At 52.0% G+C, this 22258-nt stretch carries 21 protein-coding genes; 5 read left to right on the plus strand and 16 right to left on the minus strand.

What is annotated here, in order from left to right; translation table 11 throughout:
* Positions 1-160: 160 nt before the first annotated feature.
* From CLV44_RS02930 to CLV44_RS02970, 9 genes are all read right to left on the minus strand, one after another.
* Positions 161-1249: a glycosyltransferase family 4 protein gene (locus CLV44_RS02930; protein ID WP_106590616.1), complete on the minus strand. Its 1089-nt coding sequence runs from the start codon at positions 1247-1249 to the stop codon at positions 161-163.
* On the minus strand, positions 1246-2436 hold the full coding sequence (locus CLV44_RS02935; RefSeq protein ID WP_106590617.1) for a hypothetical protein: 1191 nt from the start codon (positions 2434-2436) through the stop codon (positions 1246-1248). Before CLV44_RS02935 ends, CLV44_RS02930 begins: the two co-directional genes overlap by 4 nt.
* A 37-nt stretch (positions 2437-2473) precedes the next feature.
* Positions 2474-3877, minus strand: coding sequence for a Coenzyme F420 hydrogenase/dehydrogenase, beta subunit C-terminal domain (locus tag CLV44_RS02940; RefSeq protein ID WP_106590618.1), 1404 nt, complete (start codon positions 3875-3877; stop codon positions 2474-2476).
* On the minus strand, positions 3874-5181 hold the full coding sequence (locus CLV44_RS02945; protein WP_106590619.1) for an oligosaccharide flippase family protein: 1308 nt from the start codon (positions 5179-5181) through the stop codon (positions 3874-3876). The genes CLV44_RS02940 and CLV44_RS02945 overlap by 4 nt, the downstream gene beginning before the upstream one ends.
* Positions 5182-5228: 47 nt before the next feature.
* On the minus strand, positions 5229-6512 hold the full coding sequence (locus CLV44_RS02950; protein WP_106590620.1) for a polysaccharide pyruvyl transferase family protein: 1284 nt from the start codon (positions 6510-6512) through the stop codon (positions 5229-5231).
* A gap of 59 nt (positions 6513-6571) precedes the next feature.
* Complete coding sequence (wecC, locus tag CLV44_RS02955; RefSeq protein WP_106590621.1) at positions 6572-7909, minus strand: UDP-N-acetyl-D-mannosamine dehydrogenase; 1338 nt, start codon at positions 7907-7909, stop codon at positions 6572-6574.
* Positions 7910-7983: 74 nt separating this feature from the next.
* The gene (wecB, locus tag CLV44_RS02960) at positions 7984-9102 is read right to left on the minus strand and encodes a non-hydrolyzing UDP-N-acetylglucosamine 2-epimerase (RefSeq protein WP_106590622.1); all 1119 of its coding nucleotides are present in this window, start codon (positions 9100-9102) and stop codon (positions 7984-7986) included.
* A 146-nt stretch (positions 9103-9248) separates the two neighbouring features.
* Positions 9249-10721 carry an MBL fold metallo-hydrolase RNA specificity domain-containing protein gene (locus tag CLV44_RS02965; RefSeq protein ID WP_106590623.1) on the minus strand — a complete coding sequence of 491 codons (1473 nt, stop codon included), beginning with the start codon at positions 10719-10721 and terminating at the stop codon, positions 9249-9251.
* Positions 10722-10838: 117 nt separating this feature from the next.
* A complete protein-coding gene (locus CLV44_RS02970; protein WP_106590624.1) occupies positions 10839-12224 on the minus strand; it encodes an undecaprenyl-phosphate glucose phosphotransferase in 1386 nt (461 codons plus the stop codon).
* Positions 12225-12579: 355 nt separating this feature from the next.
* Between CLV44_RS02970 and rfaH the strand changes: the two genes are divergently transcribed.
* Positions 12580-13071, plus strand: a complete 492-nt coding sequence (gene rfaH / locus CLV44_RS02975) for a transcription/translation regulatory transformer protein RfaH (RefSeq protein WP_106590625.1) — start codon at positions 12580-12582, stop codon at positions 13069-13071.
* 63 nt (positions 13072-13134) lie between these two features.
* Positions 13135-14019 carry a LysR substrate-binding domain-containing protein gene (locus CLV44_RS02980; protein ID WP_106590626.1) on the plus strand — a complete coding sequence of 295 codons (885 nt, stop codon included), beginning with the start codon at positions 13135-13137 and terminating at the stop codon, positions 14017-14019.
* 34 nt (positions 14020-14053) lie between these two features.
* Here CLV44_RS02980 and phnX read toward each other — a convergent pair whose 3' ends face one another.
* The 7 genes from phnX to CLV44_RS03015 all read right to left on the minus strand — a co-directional run bounded on the left by phnX (position 14054) and on the right by CLV44_RS03015 (position 20601).
* Entirely contained in the window at positions 14054-14863 is an 810-nt protein-coding gene (gene phnX / locus CLV44_RS02985) for a phosphonoacetaldehyde hydrolase (RefSeq protein WP_106590627.1), read from the minus strand.
* 25 nt (positions 14864-14888) lie between these two features.
* Positions 14889-15764, minus strand: coding sequence for a phosphonate ABC transporter, permease protein PhnE (phnE, locus tag CLV44_RS02990; protein WP_106590628.1), 876 nt, complete (start codon positions 15762-15764; stop codon positions 14889-14891).
* A gap of 9 nt (positions 15765-15773) precedes the next feature.
* On the minus strand, positions 15774-16586 hold the full coding sequence (gene phnE / locus CLV44_RS02995) for a phosphonate ABC transporter, permease protein PhnE (RefSeq protein WP_106590629.1): 813 nt from the start codon (positions 16584-16586) through the stop codon (positions 15774-15776).
* Between the two features lie 7 nt (positions 16587-16593).
* A complete protein-coding gene (phnC, locus tag CLV44_RS03000; protein ID WP_106590630.1) occupies positions 16594-17346 on the minus strand; it encodes a phosphonate ABC transporter ATP-binding protein in 753 nt (250 codons plus the stop codon).
* 65 nt (positions 17347-17411) lie between these two features.
* Positions 17412-18344 (minus strand): phosphate/phosphite/phosphonate ABC transporter substrate-binding protein, encoded by a 933-nt coding sequence (locus tag CLV44_RS03005; RefSeq protein ID WP_106590631.1) that lies wholly within the window; start codon positions 18342-18344, stop codon positions 17412-17414.
* A gap of 19 nt (positions 18345-18363) precedes the next feature.
* Complete coding sequence (gene psrA, locus CLV44_RS03010; protein ID WP_170069246.1) at positions 18364-19497, minus strand: iron-containing alcohol dehydrogenase PsrA; 1134 nt, start codon at positions 19495-19497, stop codon at positions 18364-18366.
* 192 nt (positions 19498-19689) lie between these two features.
* Complete coding sequence (locus tag CLV44_RS03015) at positions 19690-20601, minus strand: LysR family transcriptional regulator (RefSeq protein WP_106590632.1); 912 nt, start codon at positions 20599-20601, stop codon at positions 19690-19692.
* Positions 20602-20696: 95 nt separating this feature from the next.
* Between CLV44_RS03015 and CLV44_RS03020 the strand changes: the two genes are divergently transcribed.
* The 3 genes from CLV44_RS03020 to CLV44_RS03030 are packed head-to-tail and all read left to right on the plus strand — an operon-like array spanning position 20697 to position 22248.
* Positions 20697-20912, plus strand: a complete 216-nt coding sequence (locus CLV44_RS03020; RefSeq protein ID WP_106590633.1) for a DUF2798 domain-containing protein — start codon at positions 20697-20699, stop codon at positions 20910-20912.
* A gap of 50 nt (positions 20913-20962) precedes the next feature.
* A complete protein-coding gene (locus CLV44_RS03025; protein ID WP_106590634.1) occupies positions 20963-21577 on the plus strand; it encodes a glutathione S-transferase in 615 nt (204 codons plus the stop codon).
* Between the two features lie 2 nt (positions 21578-21579).
* Entirely contained in the window at positions 21580-22248 is a 669-nt protein-coding gene (locus CLV44_RS03030) for a glutathione S-transferase family protein (RefSeq protein WP_106590635.1), read from the plus strand.
* Positions 22249-22258 lie beyond the last annotated feature (10 nt).

Genomic DNA, 22258 nt, shown 5'->3' on the forward strand with positions numbered 1-22258 from the left:
TCCAGCTCACAGGAATTACCTACTCTACACCCCATACCAATTAGAGAGTAACGCCTTATCTCACTAAAAATTAAGCCACCCGGCCAAAAGCTATGCGGTAGATGCTTAGCTACCAAACGATATATCAGTAAAAAAATAAAATGAAGAATGTTCTTCACTATTAAAATGACTCCAGAAGTTTTCTTATATCTTTTGCTATACTGGAAACAGAAAACTGCTCCAGCACCCACTTTTTGGCTTCCCTACCCATCTTTTTCCGAACGGAATAAGTTTCTAAACGTTTTATGGATTCAGCCAGCGCAGTAGGTGTATATTCCTCCGACAAATAGCCACACCGGTTGTCAGCAACTACATCAGCAATTGGACCCCATTTATATGCAACTACTGGTAGCCCATTCGCCATAGCTTCCAGATACCCCATTCCAAAAGAGTCATAACGACTAGGGAGACAAAAAATATCAGCCTGGTCAAACAGCTTCTGTTTTTCTGTTCCCGATACCCAGCCACGAAATTGCACACGGCCCTCCAACTTCAGGCTTCTTACTCTGTCAACCAGTTCGTCCTGTTGTCGCCCACTGCCGGCGATAGAAAGGTGATAGTTATCCGGCAGCAAGGCCATAGCTTCAATCAGGTCATCAACACCTTTCCCTTGCTCCAATCGCGACATAGCCAAAATTTTGATCGTCTCGTTCGCATCTTTTTGAACAAATAGCTCTTCTGCTTTTTTTTGCCACTCAAGTGGCATAGGATTGGGTACTACATACACGGGTTTACCGATGCCAGCTTCAGACAAGCGGGACTTCCACCAAGGGGTCAAAACCGCTATTGCATCGACTGGACACAGCATCATCGTGAAAAAACGCTGTTTTAGACCACCACCCAGATAGCTATTAACTTCAGGGCCATGTAGGTGCATTACAACGTGCCCGCCAAGCAATTTCGCCAACCCGCCCAAGGTGAATTTTCGCAGCATGGACAAAGCACCACCACCCACATGGCAGATAACAATGGGCTTATAATGTTCTCGACGGGCATTTATTAACTGCTCAAGTAGACTATGGATAGCTTTGAGCCAAGGTATAAATTTACCATGCCAACCTACTGAAGAGTGGGAGGAGATATACAATGTCTCAAAACCAATAGCCTCGTATGCTGCCAGATGCCCAGGAATAGCAAAGGCGATGCCACCACTCTTTCTCAGGGTATCGGTACCCAAAACTAAAATTCTCTTCCCAGCAGCTGAATTCATAACGGAACCTTCTTATTGTTAACATTTTTTCCTTCAGAAAAAATCAACATGCAAATTGCAGCAGACAAAAAATATGGTATTGATAATATTGAGAAAGAGAATGCTGCATCAATAAGAAATGAAGTCACTATAATAACCCAAGGTTTGGTTATATTTTTCTGCCCGTAACGAAAGATAAAGAAAAGATAGGTTATCCCACCCAGCAAGCCGAGTTCAACAAACAAATGCGGGTAGAATGTATCAGTTGTTGAGAGTGTAGCTGTATTATGCCAATTAAAGTTATACTCTCTATACAATGGCGAACCGTACTTCACTGATGCAGGCCCACCAAACATTCCAAGACCTTCACCAATCAGATTTGGCTTGACCAACGACTCAAACATCACTCGATATGAGTCACTCCTAGCCGAGTTACCTTGGGTAATATAAAAAGCGAATTTACTGTCTATGGCTGATAGCATTGTGCCAATTAAATTCTTTTGCGTGTGAGCAAAAACGGCTATTGCGGCAATCAAAAAAATAGCAACCAAAGGTGCTGATTTTTTTTTCATATTGAAAGCTGCATAAATTATAAATGCCGCCAACAATTTTAACGATGTTGATAGAACTGCAAATATAAAAAAAACAAAACTTAGCATTTTTTTATGGTTTTCATAAATCCCTGCATACCTAACCAGCATTAACGCACAAAAATTCATAAAGCCATAAAGAGAGAAAAAACCCACCCACCCTTCTGCACGAATTATACTACCAGCCTCGAATCTGATCGGAATTAAGACAGGAAAGCCAAAATAGTATGCCATATAAACATAAATCTGATATACATTATTAGATATAACAACCCATATAAATAATTTTGAAATTGAATCGATCACCCCCTTGTTAGAGTACAATGCCATTAAAACCAACATTGGAAGCAAAAACCTAAAGAGCTCTTCTATTGCAGCAGCCTCTCTGTCGGCCCTGAAATAATTCATAATAAAAAAAATAAAGATTACAGGTATAATTACCAGCTCAACGGAAACTTTCCGAGATGTAGTAAATGCAATGACACTCAATACAGTGGCAATAATTTTCATTTGAAATGAAAAAGGGTTACCTATAGCTAGCAGCGTTTCGCTTATGAAAAACAAAAGCATGGCAACGCATAAAAAAAAGCCACCTATTTTTTTAAATTCAATGGTCATTATTTGTTGGCCAAATTAGCAAATGTTATTTTAAACATTAAAAACGTCCCGCTATCTTTTTATAAACCTTACTCGGATTCTTGACAACCCTTATCATACGCTCTATGCTACTTATCACTTTAAGTGAAAAAACATATCGCTTTGTTCCAGCATCGTAGTTTTCGAGAGGTTCACTGCGTTGCATAGCCCACCGATTCTTGCTCAAATGCTGCAATTTATTCTGTAAGCATATTTTGAGCACTGCGATATAGTTGCAGCCCAACTTGGGCACCTGTCGTAAAGGCGGTATTTTTTTGCCTTGCTTAACAGCGAGGGCCATCTGCACCTGTAGCCGGCTGCTTTTACCTTCCCACTGCGATGCTTGGCTGTCCGCAACCTTATCGATATCTATCGGCTCAAAACTGCAACTGTTGCCTTTCCGACCTCGCTCAAATACGGTCATTATTTCTGGGTTGCGTACAGTGACGATAGAATGACCACGATGATCTGCCATGTATTCTGGTAGCCAAGCATCCATAAAGGAGGCATCTGCTACTTCAGCAAACAAATCATCACAGAAATTACAAGCATTCAGCTGGAACTGCCGACTAACCCAAGCATTTGATATTGCCCCATAAAATGGGACAGGCCGCCCTGACTTACCTGATTTATCAACGGCACGAAACAGGTAATTATTGGCAGGCCTACCTGGATTTTCACCTCGGTAGGAAACACTACCAATATTATCTGGCTCACAACCGCTAACTTTTGAGAGGTACTCGGTATAAAAAACGTTTGGCAGATGGCCGCAAACCAACCCGAACGTATAGGCAATAGACCGTCGCAGTACGGGTAACTTCCTCATGGCCAAAGCTATACCTTTCAAAGTACAAGGCAGGCCCACCACTGCATAACGCTTGCCCTCCTTTAAGTCTTGAATGCTTCTTAGACGAGCACCAGCTGAAATAGGATAATAAAAAGATCCAGACGCAGCACGGACTTGTTCTGCGCAGGTAAATTCAGTCATCTGGAACAATAATCCATCTGATGGACGGTTATCACTGCTACTTGAGACTGTAATAACTGCATCCACAAGATTTTCTCGCAACATAGCTTCAAGTAACCAGCTCAACATGCCACCTGAGGCACCTGTACTTCTATGTGTTGGCGAGTACCCAACAATATTATCCGTATATTTACCAACAGCTTCATGCTGTTTAACTTCCGGATCTGTGAACTTTTCATCAGTTAGCTGTGTGATACTAATCGAGTTACTTGAAAAGGGGCAAACATCTAAACAGAGTACACACCTTGGTGGGCACTCAGCAGTAATATCTGGTGCCAAATCACCATTGGCTTGCACATTCATATCCAATATTTTTGATGGACAGACACCTGCGCATACTCCGCAACCAGAACAGATATCATTTGCAACAATTTCATTAACAACATGTTTTTTCATTTATATAACTTACTGTAGTTTAGCGTCCAGCCTTTCAGAGCTTCAGCCCCGAATACGTATTTGTGAACACCTTTTAAATAGATAGCACACAGAAGCACTTCGCTGAATATAGTTGAAACAGCAGCCCCATGCATGCCGTATTGTGGAATCATAATTATGTTTAAGGCGACATTTGTAGCTGCAACTAACATTTGATAACGCATTTTATGTCGCATATTATCATTAGTTGACAGACAATTTCCGACACTTGAAGCCAGATAGCGAAAAGGTATTGTTATTGCCAACATCTGGGTTACTAAAGCTGCCGCAGTAAATTTCTCACCAAATAAAAAAGCAAGAAAAAAAGGACTTAGCATAATAACAGCAAGCATTACAGCAAGGCCAATAAGTATCATACTAGCATTTCCTAGACGGTACGCGGTTAACATCCTATCCGGATCATGCGCTGCCCAATGGTGGTATCGAGGCAGTAGGTATTGATTGAATATAGCTGTAGGCAGCAAATAAGTAAGTGCTATCAATGTGTAACCCACACTATACAAAGCGGCTTCCTCTGCGCCAGCCAAAGCAGAAAGCATGAATAGATCACTTTGCAAATATATTAAGCTGAAAAAATTACCCATAGCGAAAGGCAGTGCGGATTTATATATGGTACTAATTGTTATAGCCTTTTGGGCATTAACTGTATCGATCGACCTTCCGATCTTTAATTTGATATGGCCTTTAAGCATTGGGCGTAAATGCCAAACTGAAAAAATCAGAATACCTATCGAAGCAAAGAAATACCCTTTAATTACTTCATTGACACCATAGCCAGAGAGCCATACTGCCAACACTACAAGCAATCGCGCTGCTTTAGGCAAGGCACGCCACAGGGAAAGCAGTAGAAAACGACTTTCCAACTGCAATCTAGAGCCAGCCAAAATAACCAGTGCTTCCATCGGCAGAATGGGTAAAGCCCACCAAATCAGGACTCTGGTTTCTTGTGATTCCCAACTAAGATAGCCTATGGATAGCAGCAAGGTCATCATGCATATGCTACTGACCCAAACGGTGTTGAAGCCTGGCCAGACCCAGCGCATTCCAATTTCCTGGCCTTGGCCAAACAGCTTCAACCATAAGGCGGATATACCAAAGTCAGCTAGTGGTACCAGCAAGGTAACCAAAGATATAACCCCAACCAACATACCAAGATCGGCTAATGGCAGGCTTCGAGCCAGTATTAACTGAGTCAAGAAGACGAACCCCGCGCCACCCAACAGGCCAATCCAAAGTGCCATTATTGATTTAAGCTGCGCTCGCATTGGTCAGAACTCACTTTCTCTAGTGAGAGAGTATTGCAAAAGAAAAATCATTTTCCCGTGATACTTTTTAACTCTTCACCAAACTTAAACAACTGTTCTTCGATGCTGTCCCGCACATCAAACAATTGTTGACGAATGGCCTCCGCATCATTAATGCAGCGCTTTTGGCAGCCGACCAACTTTTCTGCAGTTAGATCGGCAATATCAATAGATAAGTCTGCTTGGCCAATATTACTCATATAGCCTAGTAACTTGCGCTGTGTGTTAATTGTAATTGTGGGCGTACCGGCCATTGTAGACAATATGGATGCATGCATTCGTGTCGATATCACCATATCCATGCGTGCGGTCATAGCCTTGTAGCGGCGTGCCGAATAAACAGCGGGTTTAAGGATATAACACGCAACCTTACATTCCACGGCGCTGATTACTCTTTTTGCTGCATCATAATCGGAGGAATCGTTCCCGTATACTGGCATGTTCGCTGGCATAAAAACGACACCCAGGTCATTCTGTTCTGCCATTTCAAGTAAACTGTCTGCCAGAACATCAAGGTAGTTCCTGCTTGCGATACCTTCCTCAACCCATGATGAAACTATCACCCCAATCCAGACTTTTTTATCGTCAAGGTTTACACCTAATTCACGCAGGGCTTGTTCAGCTTCTTCGCGGCTAGCTTGTGGTTGCGCTACACCTACATCAGGACAAAAACATGCTTGCGCACCGCTCAACCCTAACGAGAGCAGTTCATCATGTGATGGTTTATCCCGCGCAATCACCACTGTGCAACGAGACAATACCTTAGCGACCAGCCAGCGGGCCCAACGTCTGCGAAGGGGACCTATGCTTTGCGGAAAAATTATGACTTTTTTCCCGAAACGTGAAGCTAACCAAAACATGAACATATACATGGGTAGCGTTTTACGGAAGGAGTCATTGATCATTTCCCCGCCAATGGATATGACCAAATCGGCATTATGAATATCCTTCATTGCGTTCCGACGTATACCGGGAAGTGCCAACCAGTGCGGGGGAAGTTTAAATGTAACTGCATTAAGACACTGAACCAACATGAACACAGTAATGCGCAGAAGCCAGAAAATCTTACTTATAGTCGATCCACCCTGAGGGATATCTGACAGCATAGTCTTCGTGATACCCGGTATTTTTACTGTTTCACCAAAAGACTCTGGAACTTGTGCTTGTACGTGGAGTTCGATTTCTGGCCATATGCGATAAAGCAGTTGCGCACTACTATCAAGCAATACATCATTGCCAACATGAGATGAGCTATAAGCGTCGATGAATAGGGCTTTTTTTTTGCTTTTCAACTTAACTTCTCCAGCAACTTACCTGATATACGACTATTGGGGTTTAATTGATAGCTGCGTTACCAATTTTTATGTGTCAGGTCGTTATATAAACCTCGCGTATCAATCACGTATTTTTCGGCAATTTTTTGCACTCCACCCTCTTTAAATAATTTGTGATCTACCAAAAGTACAGCGATGACCGCTCGCTCTGTTGCATTGGCTATTGTTTCAAGCGACAAGTTTTTGCCTGCAGTTAGTGGTAACTCTTTAATATTTGGCTCCACCGCCAGCACTGATCCCGGATGCTGGGCTGCAATCCTCTGCGTAATCGCCAACGCCGGACTTTCCCTCAAATCATCAATATCTGCCTTAAACGCCAACCCATAACAGGCAATCGTTACGTCTCTGGCTGTTTTATCTGGATTCTCCTGCAGATATTCCGCCACTGCCAGTTTTACCTTATTGATCACCCATTCCGGCTTGCTATCGTTCACCTCACGGGCGGTACGAATCAAACGGGCTTCTTCCGGGGTTTTACTGACAATAAACCACGGGTCTACAGCGATGCAGTGGCCGCCAACGCCGGGGCCGGGCTGGAGGATATTGACCCGTGGATGGCGGTTGGCCAAACGAATCAGTTCCCATACGTTGATATCCAGCTTATCGCAGATCATCGACAGCTCGTTGGCAAATGCGATGTTCACATCACGGAAGCTATTCTCGGTCAGTTTGGCCATTTCTGCAGTACGGGCGTTGGTGACAACGCACTCCCCTTGCACAAAGCTTTTGTACAAAGCGCAGGCCTGTTCAGAACACTTGGCTGTCATGCCACCCACTACTCGGTCATTCTGTACCAGCTCACGTAATACATGCCCCGGTAATACCCGCTCGGGGCAATGGGCAATACGGATATCAGACACTTCACCGTGGGTCTGCGGGAAGGTCAGGTCAGGCCGTGCTTCGGCTAGCCAGTCAGCCACTTTTTCGGTCGCGCCGACGGGGGATGTCGATTCCAGAATGACCAGATTTCCGGGCTTCAGGACTGGCGCAATCGCGCGGGCAGCGGCTTCGATGTAGGAGAGGTCGGGTTCGGGATGGCGTGGTTCGCCAGCGGGGCTGGCTCCTACAGGGTGAGTTCCTGCTGGGCACTCTTTGAATGGAGTAGGTACGGCGATCAGGAAGGCATCAGCAGCTTCAGGGATTGTAGTGGCACGAAGGTAGCCTTCGGTCACGGCCGCATGCACCACCATATCCAGGTCGGGTTCGACAATGTGAATTTCACCCCGGTTAATGGTATCAACGGCATGCTGGTTAACATCTACGCCTACCACCTTGATTTTGCGTGATGCGAATACTGCAGCGGTGGGTAGGCCGATGTAGCCCAGGCCAATAACGGATATGGTGTTGAATTGCATGGGGTGTCCTTGGAAAGCTATATGCACGGGTGTCGAGTAAGTTGAATATAACCTGCAGGCAGGCTCCTACAGGCTTACATCAGGGCGTTGAGGATGCGCTGGCAGGCTTGGCCGTCGCCATAGGGGTTATGTGCCTGGCTCATGCGCTGGTAGGAAGTCGCGTCTGTTAGCAGGCTATTGACCTCGGTAACAATCGTATGGATATCGGTACCCACCAGTTTTACGGTACCCGCCTCTACCGCTTCAGGGCGCTCGGTGGTTTCACGCATCACCAGCACCGGCTTACCCAGTGAGGGCGCTTCCTCCTGAATACCACCCGAGTCAGTCAGGATCAGGGTCGCCTGTGTCATCAGGTATACAAATGGCAGGTAATCCTGAGGGGCGATAAGGTGGATATTATCCACGCCTTTCAGCAGCCGGTTGACGGGCTCCTGCACATTGGGGTTCAGGTGAACCGGGTACAGAATCTGGCTATCCGGGTGCTGCTGCGCAATCCTGCGCAATGACTCACAGATGCGCTCAAACCCGCCGCCGAAGCTTTCGCGTCGGTGTCCGGTAACCAACACCAGCTTCTTGTCAGGATCAAGCATCGGATAGCCCGCAGCCAGCTCGGTTTTAAGTGTTACGTCTTGGTCGATCTTGTCACGCACCCAAAGCAAGGCGTCGATAACGGTGTTGCCGGTCACGCTAATCAAATCGGCTGATACGTTTTCTGTCAGCAGGTTACTTTTTGACGTGGCCGTAGGCGCAAAGTGATAGCGCGTAATTGCACTTGTCAGCTTGCGGTTGGCCTCTTCTGGCCAAGGAGAGTAGATGTTACCGGTGCGTAGCCCCGCTTCAACATGCCCTACCGGGATTTGCTGGTAATAAGCCGCCAGTGCGGTAGCAAATGTGGTTGCCGTATCACCGTGCACCAGCACTACATCTGGCTTGAAATCCTCTAATACCGGCTTCATGCCGGTCAGAATAGCGGTAGTTACATCGTTCAGGCTTTGGCCCGGCGTCATGATGTTCAGATCATAATCAGGCGTGATCTCGAACAGACTCAAGACCTGATCCAACATCTCGCGGTGCTGGGCCGTCACGCAAACGCTGGCATCGAAGCGTTCATCGGCGGCCAAGGCATGTACCAGCGGTGCCATTTTGATCGCTTCAGGGCGGGTACCAAATACTGTCAGGATTTTTTTGGTCATTGAGTCACTTCATGCGCCAGGGCGCGTTCCTTTTTAGGGGTTGATTCCGTGTTGGGCTATCGCTTGCAGGCAAGCTCCTACAAAGCAAGCGTCTACAGGTAGACATATAATGCGTGGTGCCATCCGATCTTTATGCAGGAAGCTACTTAAAGGTGAAACACTGTATCGGTTGTGCATATCGTTTGTAGTTTTTGCCTCAGCACCTGTTTCGCCCCGCTGTCCCCGTGCACCAGCCGTATCGCGCTCGGCTTGTGCTTCATGCCCTTCACGAAGTTGACCAGCCCCTGCTGATCAGCATGGGCGGAATAGCCGCCAATGGTTTCAACGCGGGAGCGTATGTCGATACGTTCGTCATCCAGCATGACGTAACCGCCGTTTGGCCCGTATTGCTGGATATCCCGCCCCGGTGTGCCTTCGGCCTGGTAACCGACGAACAGTACATCGTGGCGTTCATCACCCAGCATCGCCTTGAGATAGTTGACGATGCGCCCGGCGTTACACATACCGCTACCGGCAATGACGATGGCCGGACGGCCGGATTGGGCCAGGTGGTGGACCATTTTCAGGTGTTCGTGGTGGCTATCGACGGTAAGCAAGGTGTCGAATGCCAAGGGCTTGCGGCCCTGTTTCAGCCGGGTGTGGGCTTCTTCGTCCCAAAAGGGTTTCAGCTCGCGGTAGGTGGCAGTGAATTTTGATGCCAGCGGCGAGTCCAGAATTACCGGGATTGGGGCCTCGGTGCCAGTGCCTGATCGCTTGCAGGGCAGGCTCCTACCATCAGAGGGTTGCCCTATCAGCTCTTCCAGTTCGTACAGCAGTTCTTGGGTGCGGCCAATGCTGAAGGCTGGAATCAGCACGGTGCCGTTGTTGCGCAGTGCCCGGTCGATGGCGGCCTTGAGCCGCTGTTTACGGGTGGCACGGCTTTCGTGGTTGCGATCACCGTAAGTGCTTTCCAATACCAGTATGTCGGCCTTGTAGGGCGGTTTGGGCGCGGGCAGCAACGGGGTGTGGCTGGCTCCCAAGTCACCCGAGAATACGATGCGGGTGCTTGATCGCGTGCGCGGCACGCTCCTAAGTCTATCCATATCGTTAGATGTATTCGTGGCAGCCTGCCCCGCAGGCGATTGTTCAACATCCACTTCAACATAGGCCGAGCCGAGGATATGCCCGGCGCGTTGCAACTTGATGCGCACCCGCTGTTCGGGCGTATCGATCAAGGTGAACCACTGCTTGTACGGCAGCGCAATCATGCGCGCGTCAATCTGCTTCAGGTAACGCTCAACCAACGCCTTGTCACGGCTAATGCCCAGTTTGAAGGCATCTTCCAGCACCAGCGGCAGCAGTTTGGCCGAGGGCTGCGAGCAGATGATCGGCCCGTTAAAGCCTGCGGCCAGCAACCAGGGAATGCGGCCAACATGGTCGATGTGTACATGGGTAGCAACCAGCGCCCTGACGCTGCTGATATCGAAATCGATGTTGTGGCGTTCGCTGCTGTTACCGTTGCCCGCTTCGCTGCCTTGAAACAGGCCGCAGTCGATAAGCAGGCTAGTATGGGCGTCAATGTGAAGCTGGTGGCATGAGCCTGTGACGCCATAACGGGCACCGTGGTGTTCAATGTTCATGGCAGATCCTTTGCCTATGTGTGAGCCTGTTCGCTTGCAAGGCAAGCTCCTACGGGTATGTAGTAGGAGCCTGCCTGCAGGCGATACGCCAGTGCAACTGGCGGTGTCCTTACACGCTTAATAGATGTCCTTCGAGATCAGCGTAAAGGGTGTTTTGATCAAGATCTTGATATCCAGCCACACGGACCAGTTATTGATGTATTGCAGGTCCAGTTCAACCCGTTTTTGCATCTTGTCCAGGGTTTCGGTTTCGCCACGACAGCCACTGACTTGTGCTAACCCGGTAATCCCCGGTTTGATCCTGTGCCGAGCCATGTACGCGGTAATTTTATCCGAGTAGTAGTCATTGTGTGCCACCGCATGAGGACGCGGCCCAACCAGTGACATGTCGCCTTTGAGGACGTTGAACAACTGTGGCAACTCATCAATGGATGTCTTGCGGATGAACTGGCCCACAGCGGTAATGCGCGAATCGTTGCGCTTGGCTTGCTTCACCATTTGGTCGTCATGAACCTTCATGGAGCGGAACTTGAGCACCTGAAACACTTCACCGTTCATGCCATGTCGCGGTTGCCGAAACAGCACGGGGCCGGGGGAGGAAAGCTTGACAGCAATGGCGGTGCCGATCAGTACCGGGCTGATGACGATAATGCCAAGTGCCGCCGCCACACGGTCCAGTACGGCCTTAAGCACGGCACTGGTCGGATAGCTGGTCAGCGGGCTTTCATTAAGGTGGATGGCCGGCAGGCCTTCGATATCGGTAACGGAATGATTCAGCATCACCAGGCTGGCCAGGTCGGGTATCCAGACGACATCCACACCAGCATCCAGCAGATCAATGTACAGATCTTTGACCTGCTCCATCTCGTGGGCAGGCAAGGCGATGTACAGACGACGAATGTCGTGCTGTTCAATCAATTCACGCAGATAGCTGGATGCGCCCAGTTCAGGATACAGCGCGTCATCCAGGCTTGGGAGATCATCCGTGCGAATCAGGCCGAGCAGAGGTTCGTTACGCTTGCGGCTGATTTTATCCGCCAGCTGCAGTGCCAAATCACCGGTGCCCAGAATTGCGGCGCGACACGCCTCACGCAGTTGGTTGTGATAGCGACAAGACAGGCTGTGTAGCGGGATGAAGGCCAGCAGTTGTACGCCATAGCCGATAAGCGTCCATTGCAACAGGACTTCACGGGAATACAGCTCACTGGTTTTGGTGATAAAGGCCAACACAGCCAGCACGGACAACAGCAGCAACCAGCCCGCGAGTAAACGGGCAGCACCGGTGAGGTAACCGGTATGGCGGTTGTAAACACCCAGCAGGGTATACACCGGGATAGACCCCAACAGTGCCAGTACGCCGAGGGTACGATAATGGGGGGCTACTTCGCCGGTTTTGAGGTAGGCCAACAGCCCCAATAGTCCCAGTACCAGCATATTGCCAAGTGCCCACTGGCCCCAAAATGTCAGGCCTCTTGCCGATTGGGCGGGTTTACTGAGTGTCATGATGGGCCTGTGCCTGGATGACAAAAATGGATAACGCCTGGCATGGCATATACGCTGCATCCTTGAGTCGCGTTCGGGCACGCTACCGCCCAGAGATTATATGTAGGGCAATCCTCTGGCCCAGTATCCATGCCTTTTTATAAGGGCTTAGCCGTAGCGGTATCCAATAAAGTGCGCAGCTCGAAAACTGACAGCACCCCGCCCGGCATATTGAGCGCAGTATGTTACCCGATTACAGAGGCGATGCAATTCAATCACATGCGACGCCCTGATCACATGCGACGCCCTGCAAGCAGGCCAATATCAGCCTGACCTGATATAATAAGTATCAATTGTTTCAACACGTGATTCATCTATGCCTGACTACAAATGGTACGCTGTGCAATCCAAGCCCGGACAGGCTGAACGGGCTGAGCAGGAACTACGCAACCAGGGTTTCGAGGTTTTTCTGCCACTGATCACGGTGGAAAAACTGCAGCGCGGCAAACGGGTCGAAAAAATTGAACCGCTGTTTCCCGGGTATCTGTTTATTGAACTGTCAGAGTTGGCCAGCAACTGGCGGCCCATTCGTTCTACCCGTGGTGTGGCACGCATTCTGACCTTCGGCGATAAACCGGCGATCGTACCGGATGATGTGATCGAACTGCTGCGCGACAGCCTCAAGCACGCAGCCGATCAACCATCACTGGAGCCAAACCAGACCGTGCGCATCGCGTCTGGCCCCTTCAATAATTTGAATGCGGTCTTTGTCGAATACGACGGTGAAAAGCGCGCTTTCCTGATGCTGGAGCTGCTGGGACAGTGGCAACGGTTGTCATTGCCGCTGAATGCGATCAACCCTGGTTGACCCTGCCTTGTCACATGAACGCTGTATGCTGGATTGCAACTACTCCGATCCACACGAGCATTCATGTCCAAGTCCAACCTGTCACTGGCCCAGATCGAGGCTTTCTGCGCCCTGGCTCAATACAAAAGTTTCAGGGATGCAGCCCGCTATCTCGATATTGCCCAGCCCACGCTGGTCAACCGGATTGCCAGCATTGAAGAGAGTTACAACGCCAAGCTGTTCTTGCGCCAGCGCAGTAACAATAGGCTGACAGATCTTGGTCTGGCGCTGCTGCCCAAATTTCGCAGCTGCCTCAACAGCCTGCGTGAAGCGGAATTTATCCTGCTGGCGCACAGTAAGGTCGAAACCGGCGAGATTCATATTGCCGCCGTTTCGCCTTACCGGGTATCTCTGTTAATCAGACAATTCAATGCCCTCTACCCCAATATTCGTATCCGGGTCAGCTTCGCCGCCTCTGAACTGGTCGGACAGATGATCACTCGGGGCGAAGTCGATGCCGGTTTCTACGTGCCCGAAGGTAACACGCCCGGTCAGCAGGCATTTTTCTTTTATGAATACGAATTGGTCGCGATTCTGCCTGCCGACCACCTACTGGCTCAACGCGAGCGCCTGTATATACAAGATTTCGAAAATCAAAACGTAATTCGCCGCGAGCCCGGTTCACTGACCCGTCAGCTGTTTGAGCGTGCTATTGAGCGTGAAGCCGTTAACATTAACGTAGTGTATGAACTGGGCAGTCGGGAATCGATTCGAGAAGCCGTCGCCCAAGGGCTGGGCATTTCAGTGGTGGCTGATGATGAGCATGTGCCACACGATAATATTATCGCCAAGCGGATTGTCGGTGAGGGATTGACCGCGCGCAGCAGCCTGGTGGTGCGTAATGACCGAGTATCAACGCCGCTGACGCAGGCGCTGATCGGGGTGGTCAAACAGCCGCTGGAGAACTAAGCCTCCAGCGGCTGCCTGTTTCGAACAGGTGTATCTACGGACGCTCGCCGTTGGCGATACGCTGCTGTATCACTTCCACCACCGCCGGCAGATCGGCAATGGTATCAATGATGTAGTGCGCACCAGCCGCTGCCAGATTGCCCGACGCCTTGCCACGCGCGTCAGCCTTGGCTCCATCATCCGCCGCCAGAAACTCCGCCAGCGTCAAGCCGGATTCGTTACCGGATAGGCTCAGGCCAACGGTCCACATGCCCGCATTATGACCTTCATGGACACCCGGCGCAGAGTCGTCCACCTTGATGCAGCGGAATACCGCATTGACGCCCAGCTCCTGCACATTCTGCAATGCCATCCAAGGCCCCGGACGGCTGCCTGCTTTTAGATCACCGGTGGCGATCACGCAGTCAGGCGCATAGCCACGCTCAGCCGCTGCCTGCTGCAGCACTTCCATCACCGGGCGCGGATAGCCGGAACAGGAACCGATTTTGATCCCCTGCCCGCGCAGCCACTCGACCGTGTCCAGCGTGCCCGGAATCAGATCCGCATGCTGGCCCACCTTGGCGATCTGCAGCGGCATGAAGGTGTCATAAATCAGGTCCACATCCTCATCGCTCATGGCGCGACCGAACTGCGCCTGCCAACGAGCGGATATCGCCGGATTATTACCCAGGGCGCGGATATGGTCCCACTTGCCCATGCCCATGGGGCCACGCGCTTCCGCCAGGCTGATATCGAAATCGAAAGCCGTGCGGAACGCCTCGACAAAAATGGTGGTCGGCGCGAAGGAACCGAAATCCACGGTGGTACCGGCCCAGTCGAAAATGACCGCTTCAATAGATGACATAGTTGTTCTCCTCAGGGGCGGCCATTCAGGCCGCCTCGGCTTCAGTTTCAATTCGATTCACAACTCGCTTTCGGTTCAGACGGTGACGGGCCCAGGCCGAAATCAGCTCGGAGATCACCACCAGCACCACGATCGACAGCAGGATGGCGGCGACGCGTTCGGTTTCCAGCTGCTGCACATTGCGCTTCAGGTACCAGCCCATGCCGCCGGCACCGAAGAATCCGACCACGGTGGCGGCACGGAAGGCCACGTCCCAGGTGTAGATGGCAATCCCGGTCCAAGCGGTCTGGATCTGTGGCCAGACGGCGTAGCAGAAGGTCTGCAGCGGGCTGGCCCCGGCCGAGCGCATCGCCTCTACCGGCCCCATGTCGATCACCTCGATCTCTTCGGCGAACAGCTTGCCGGCGAAACCGATGCAGAACATCACCAGCGCACAGACACCGGGCAGCATGCCGAAACCGAGGACGGTAACGAACAGGATGGTCCAGATCATCTCGTGTACCGAGCGGCTGGCCATGATAAACAACCGCGCCAGCGGATAGAGCACCCTACGGGACAGAGTGATGTTCCAGGACGCAAACCAGGCCAGGGGCGCGGCAACCAGCATGCCGATCAAAGCGCCCAGGTAGGCCATCTGCACCGTTTCCACGACCGAAGCCAGATAGTCGCCCTGCAGCACGTAGTCCACATCCGGTGGGAAATAGCGCTCGCTGAGCACCTCGCCGACGCGACCAAACAGGGTCAGCAGCCGGGCCAGATCGATGCCGAGAAAATCAATGGCGAACATCAGCCCCAGTAGCGTGGCCAGCAGAGCTGCGAAGCGGAACAGGTCTCGTGGATAACGGTAGCGGCTCCACTCCCGCGTAGACGTTTTCAACTGAATCGTGGTGTATGCATTCATGGCATGCTCCTAGACAATCGCCTTGCGGGTGTAGTGGGACAGGATCTCGCCGAGCAGAATCAGGCTGAGGATCGCCAGAATCACCACGGTCACGCCACCGTAGTTGTACATCGCCATCTGGCGGAAGAAGGTCAGGCCCAAGCCACCGGCACCCACCAGCCCCATGATCGCCGAGCGGCGGATATTGATGTCCCACTCGAAAATGATCGTGCCCAGCACCACGGTCTTGATCTGCGGCAGAATACCGTAAGTCATCACCTGAAAGTTGTTGCCGCCAACGGCCCGGATCGCTTCCACCGGCTTGGGGTCGATGTTTTCGATCGCCTCGGCGGTGATCTTTGAGATGAAGCCCACCGAACGCATGGCGATCGCCAGGATGCCCGGCAAAGCCCCCAACCCGACGGCGGCGACGAAGATCAGCGCCCAGACCATCTCATGGATGGAACGGCTCAGGGTCATCAGGAAACGCCCGAACGGATACAGAATCCGTTTCGACGGGGTCACGTTGAGGGCGCCGAACCAGGCCACCGGCAACGAGAAAAACAGCCCCAAAATGGTGCCGAGACACGCCATCAGGAAGGTCTCCAGCATCGGGATGCCCAGATGTGGAATCAGACTCCAGTCCAGCGCCATGAAGCGCCCGACCGATTCCATGATTTGGCCAAACGTGCCGACGCGCGCCCAGTCGGTATCCTCGATGATGATCACCTGGACACTGCCGAGCACAGTGACCAGCACCAGCGCCAGCATCAGCAGCTGTACCCACTGGCGGCGTCGCCGACTGCGCTCCAGCTCAGCCTGTAAAGTAATGAGATGGGTCATGGTGTCCTCAGAGCACTTCCAGTTCATAGATGCGTTCGAGGTCGCTGTCCGCTAGGTCGGCGGTCTTGCCATCGAACATCATGCGCCCACTCTGCAGCCCCAGAATGCGGTTACAGAACTCTTTGGCCAGCGCCACATCATGGATATTGCACAGCACCGGAATACCCAAGTCACGTGCGGTATCACGGATCAGCTGCATCACATCGCGGGAGATCTTCGGATCCAGACTGGCGGTGGGCTCGTCAAGCAGCAGCAGTTGCGGGTCTTGCATCAGAGCTCGGGCGATGCCGACGCGCTGACGCTGGCCACCACTGAGCTGATCGGCACGCTTGTCGACATGGTCGATCAGGCCCACCCGGTCCAGCAGTTCCAGTGCCCGCTGGATATCGCTGCGCGGGAACAGTTTGAACAGGCTTCTTGTCGTACCCACGTAGCCGAGACGTCCAGACAGCACGTTGTCCATCACCGACATCCGGTTCACCAGGTTGAACTCCTGGAAGATCATGCCGATATGGCGACGGGTTTTGCGCAGCTCACGAGCCGACAGCGTGGTCAGCTCCTGACCAAACAGGGAGACACTGCCCTCGCTGGGTTCGACCAGCCGGTTGATGCAACGGATCAGGGTGGATTTGCCCGCCCCGCTGGGGCCGATGATGGCGTAGAAGTCTCCTTCCGCCACATCGAAGCTGATCCCCTTGAGGATATCGTCGCCGGTCTGGGCATAGCGGGCTTTCAGGTTCTGCACTTGGAGAATGGACATGCGGTTCTCGCTTTCATTGTTCTAACGACCGGACCGGAGCCGCCCCGCAGCTCCGGTCTCGGCTATTACTGCTGGGCTTTTTTTCGTGCTTCGCGCAGTTCACGCACGATGTCGTAGTCGGCATCGGTCATGGCAACGAAGCGGTTGGAGTTCACGTTATCGAGGAATTGCTTCATCTCGGGCTTTTCGTGCAGTGTGAGGAAGGTGTGACGGATCTTCTCTTTAAGATCGTCACAGAGTGCGCCACGATAGGTGAACGGGTCCTGCGGGATGGGTGGAGAGCGCCAGAGTACGTTGAAGTCTTCCAGCTTGACCATGCCGCGATCAACCACGTTGTCGAAACGGTGGCTGGCCACGAAGCCGGCATCGACCTTGCCTTCGTAGACCGCCATGGTGGTCAGGTCATGACCGCCTGTGTAGACCACCTTGGAGAAGTGATCATCCAGTTTTTCGCCCAGCACCTTGGTGAAGGCGACGCGCGGCACTAGGTTGCCTGAGGTGCTGGCCGGATCGCCCAGACCCAGCACGGAGTTGTCCAGCGTATCAATGGAATCGAATTTGCCGCCCTTGCGGCTGATCAGTACCGCTTCGTACCCCGGACCTTCAGGCTGCAGGTGACCCGGACGCTTGGCGTAGGTGGCGAACACCTGGATGGACGCGTCTTTTTCATTGGCGATCACATAGGAGTTGGCACCCTGTACACTGATGTCGACCCAGCCGCCGATCATCGCTTCCATCACGGAGGCATAGGAAGTCGGCATGTAGAACTCGACTTCTTTGCCGGTGACCTCCGCCAGATAGTCAATCACCGGTTTGTACAGGGTCAACTCCTGTACGCTCTCCTCGGTCGGGATCATCGAGAATCTGAGAGTGTCGGGGTTTTCACACTCCGCCGCCTGCAGCTGAGTGCTTCCCATAACGGCCGCCGCCGTCATGGCCAGGGTGGTAACATGGCGTTGCAAGGACTTGCTCAGCCGGGTACGCAGTTGCTTGTTCATGATCAGACCTCGGGTCGATTCACTGTAGGTTTTGGGCGGATGCCCGTGGATGGAGGTTGTCGCTGACCGCCAGAAAGCGGTCCTTGTCGCCAATGAAGTTGGCGCCACGTTCACCAGCAAAGGCCGCGTCGACGATTTCGTCCCACTCCTCATCACTGATGCCGTAATCCTGATAGTCCGTCGAGACACCAAGCTGCTGCAGCATCTGCTCCAGCCGTTCGATACCGGGATCAACCGGCGTCCCGAAAATCTGCGCCAGCAAGCTGTCCAGCTCGGTGTTTTCCCCGCTCACGGCACGCAAAATGGTAGGCAGCGTAAAAGAGCAGGCTTCGCCATGGGCCGTGCCATGCCTCAACGTGATCGGGTAAGAGAGGTTGTGCGCAATCGCCGTTTTGGTGTTAGAGAACGCCACCCCGGCCATGAGTGCCGCCCCCGCAATACGGGTACGCAGCATCAGATTTTCAGGCTCCTCCACCAGCACCGGCAGCCACTCGATGATTTCACGTGCGGCACTGACCGCTGCGGCACTGGAAATCGGGTTGCGGTTGACGTTCCACAGACTTTCCAGCGCATGGCTGAGCGCATCCAGCGCCGTGCTCACTGTCAATGACAGCGGCAATTCCAGCGTTAGCTCCGGATCTACCAGCGCCACTTCCGGGTAGAGTTCGGGCAGAGACAGCGAATACTTGCGCTGGGCTTCACTGTGCCAGACCGTCGCCCAGCAGGTTACTTCACTGCCGGTCCCGGCGGTGGTCGGAATGGCAATGATCGGCACCGCTACCAGCTCTTCGCGCCCGTCCCCCTGCTGTAAAAACCGACGCACCCGGTTAAAGTCGCCATTGGCACCCGCCAGCACTTTGGCGGTATCAATAACGGAACCGCCACCTAGGGCAATGATCACCTCCGGTGCCTGGTCAGCTGTCATCCAGCGGGCACAGGACGCCTCAAGTTCGGTGAAGTCCGGATTGGGTTGGATATTGTCGATTACCAGTGCCGGTTCTCCCACCAACGCAACAACGCGCTCGGACAAACTTTGGAACACGGAATCGCTATAAGTCACCAGCGCATAGGGTCGCCCCTGCAAGGAGTCCGCCAGCGTTTCCAGAACACCTGCACCGAAATGGATATTGACCGGATTATGAAAAGCCCACATTCAAATTAGCCTTAGCTGTATTAACAGATTGCAAAGAACACTCGACCGTTATCGGGTCCGGATGACCGGAGGCCTTCAGGGCCGGTGCTTCAATGGGTAGGCATTATTGAATTCGGGCGTGACACCAAGGTGTCGCGGGGCTCAACTACGGCTAAACGTAGTTTCGTAAAATTGAATTACTGTTGTGTGAAATCAGCCCGTCTCTCTCTGGAAAACAGGCTGGCGACCAATATACTCTTCCATGAAATCGCGCAAGCAACGAGCACGGGCATTGAGCAGCCTGCCATCAGGCCAGACAGCGAAAATTTCCCGGCGCGGGCCGGACCATTCAGGCAGAACAATCTTGAGCTGCCCATCTTTCAACGGCCGCTGAATCTCATTGTCGGGTAGCAAGGTTATACCCAAACCATCACAGGCAAACTGCGTCACCAGAGAAAGATCATCCATCAATGCGGAAGGTGTCGGATGCATGCTTAAACTACGACCGGTTGGCGCGTGTTGAAGGGTCCAACAGGACAGTGGCTTGAAGACGGCTATACGATGATCTTGCAGCTGTTCAAGTTCAACCGGTTCACCCGCCTCTCGCAGATACTCCGGTGACGCCACCATCCGGGTGCAGACTCGCCCCAGCCTTTTCTGATATAGACCCGAGTCTGGTTGGGGACCGATGCGCAGTGCGATGTCGATCCGCTGCTCCAACATATCTTCGGTGCGATTGCTCAGCATCAACTCCAGGCGCACGTCTGGATACGCCTTCATGAAGGCGGTCCACATCGGCCGCAAAAACCCCGCCGCCAGATTGGTCGGTGCCGATACACGAAGCTGCCCGCTCATCTCCCGACTATCGCGGTTAAGCCGTTGAGTTACCTGCTCCAACTCATCGATTAGGCCGGCGTAAGTCTGATAACAGGCTTCACCCTCTCCTGTCAGACTGAAGTGACGTGCCGAGCGACGAATCAACTGATAACCAAAGGCTTGTTCCAGCCGCTTAAGCCGGCGTGTAACAGTTGCAGCCGGCAATTTGAGAGAGTCGGCTGCAGCAGCCAAACTGCGTAGTCGGGCGATATGAATAAACAACGCCAAATCATCAAATGATGGTTTCATATTTGTAATTAATGATTGCATTTCATCTTGTATTTAATGTTTCAGCAAGTATATACACTCCTGCTCATCATTCACGCTCAACCTCAGGTACGTCTATGAAGCAGCGGCTCTGGTTTACCATGTTCATGTCTTTTTTCCTGAGTTTTTTCATGACCGGTTACGTCACCTGGCTCAATTTGGGGTTCAGTGAGCTGTATCTCGCACAGTGGTTGCGAGCCTTTTGCATGGCCTGGCCAGCAGCAGGGCTGATTGCGTTCACATTCGGGCCCATTGCTCAACGCTGGGCGCACCGTCTGACTGGAATTATTTGAATATACTTAGCTGTAATACTTCGATCCGATAACAACCATAAGAGGCCATCATGATTATCCACGAAAAAACGGGCACTCCCAGTGCCGAGCGCGTCGCCATTTTTCTTCGAGAATTGGAAATCGACGTAGAACGGAGCGATGTTGATATTCGTGCCGCCGAAAACCGGACTGAAGCCTTTATGAACAAGGCACCCAATGGGTTAATTCCTGTACTGGAGCTGGATGATGGCACTCATATCTGCGAAAGCGTGGCCATTTGCCGTTATTTCGATGCCACCACACCCAACGACAAGGCCCTGTTCGGTCGCACACCACTAGAACAGGCACAGATTGAGATGTGGCAACGCATTATTGAACTTCAGGGCGTTGTGCCAGCCTTTCAGGCATTCCGTAATATCTCTGGCTTTTTCAGTGATCGTGAAACCTGTATCAAGGCGTGGGGAGAAGAATCACGTACACGGCTGATCAACTTTCTGCCGATACTCGACACACAACTGAGCAAAGCTCCTTATGTTGCCGGGGCATCTTTTTCGATTGCGGACATAACAGCCTATGTCCTCTGTAGCTTTCTCGGCCGTCTGGAGATCGAACTGAATAACACCCTGCCCAACCTGCAACGCTGGCATCAACAGGTCAGTCAGCGTCCATCCATTCAAGGTGCTTGAAGATGATCGAGCTTTATACCGCCGCGACCCCCAATGGACACAAAATTTCCATTGCACTGGAAGAACTCGGCCTTGAATACCGGGTACATGCGCTGGACCTGTCGGCGCAGGAACAGAAAACAGCCGAGTTCCTGGCGATCAACCCCAATGGCCGTATTCCGGCAATTATCGACCGTGACAACGATGATGTTGCCGTCTTTGAGTCCGGTGCCATTCTGATCTATTTGGCCGAAAAAACCGGTCGACTGCTGCCAACGGATCTTAAGGCACGTTCCCGTACCTTGCAGTGGCTAATGTTCCAGATGGGCGGTGTCGGCCCGATGCTGGGCCAAGCCAACGTGTTCTACCGTTATTTTCCAGAGAAAATCCCGGCCGCGATTGAACGCTATCAGCATGAGGGACGACGCCTTTTTGAAGTGTTGAATACACAACTATCCCATCACCGTTATCTGAGTGGCGATGAGTACAGCATCGCCGATATCGCTACCTGGCCTTGGGTACGTATCCATGACTGGAGTGGCGTCTCAGTCGACGGGTTGGAGCATTTACAACGTTGGCTCGATGAGTTGGCCGCACGACCAGCCTGCCAGAAAGGGATTGAGATTCCACCCCGCCGGGAACAGAGTGATGCCGACCTGGCCAAGGAAATCAACCAGATGGTTATCCGCTGAGTCCGGCGAA

It is taken from the genome of Marinobacterium halophilum, assembly GCF_003014615.1.
In the GTDB taxonomy this organism is placed as follows: domain Bacteria; phylum Pseudomonadota; class Gammaproteobacteria; order Pseudomonadales; family Balneatricaceae; genus Marinobacterium; species Marinobacterium halophilum.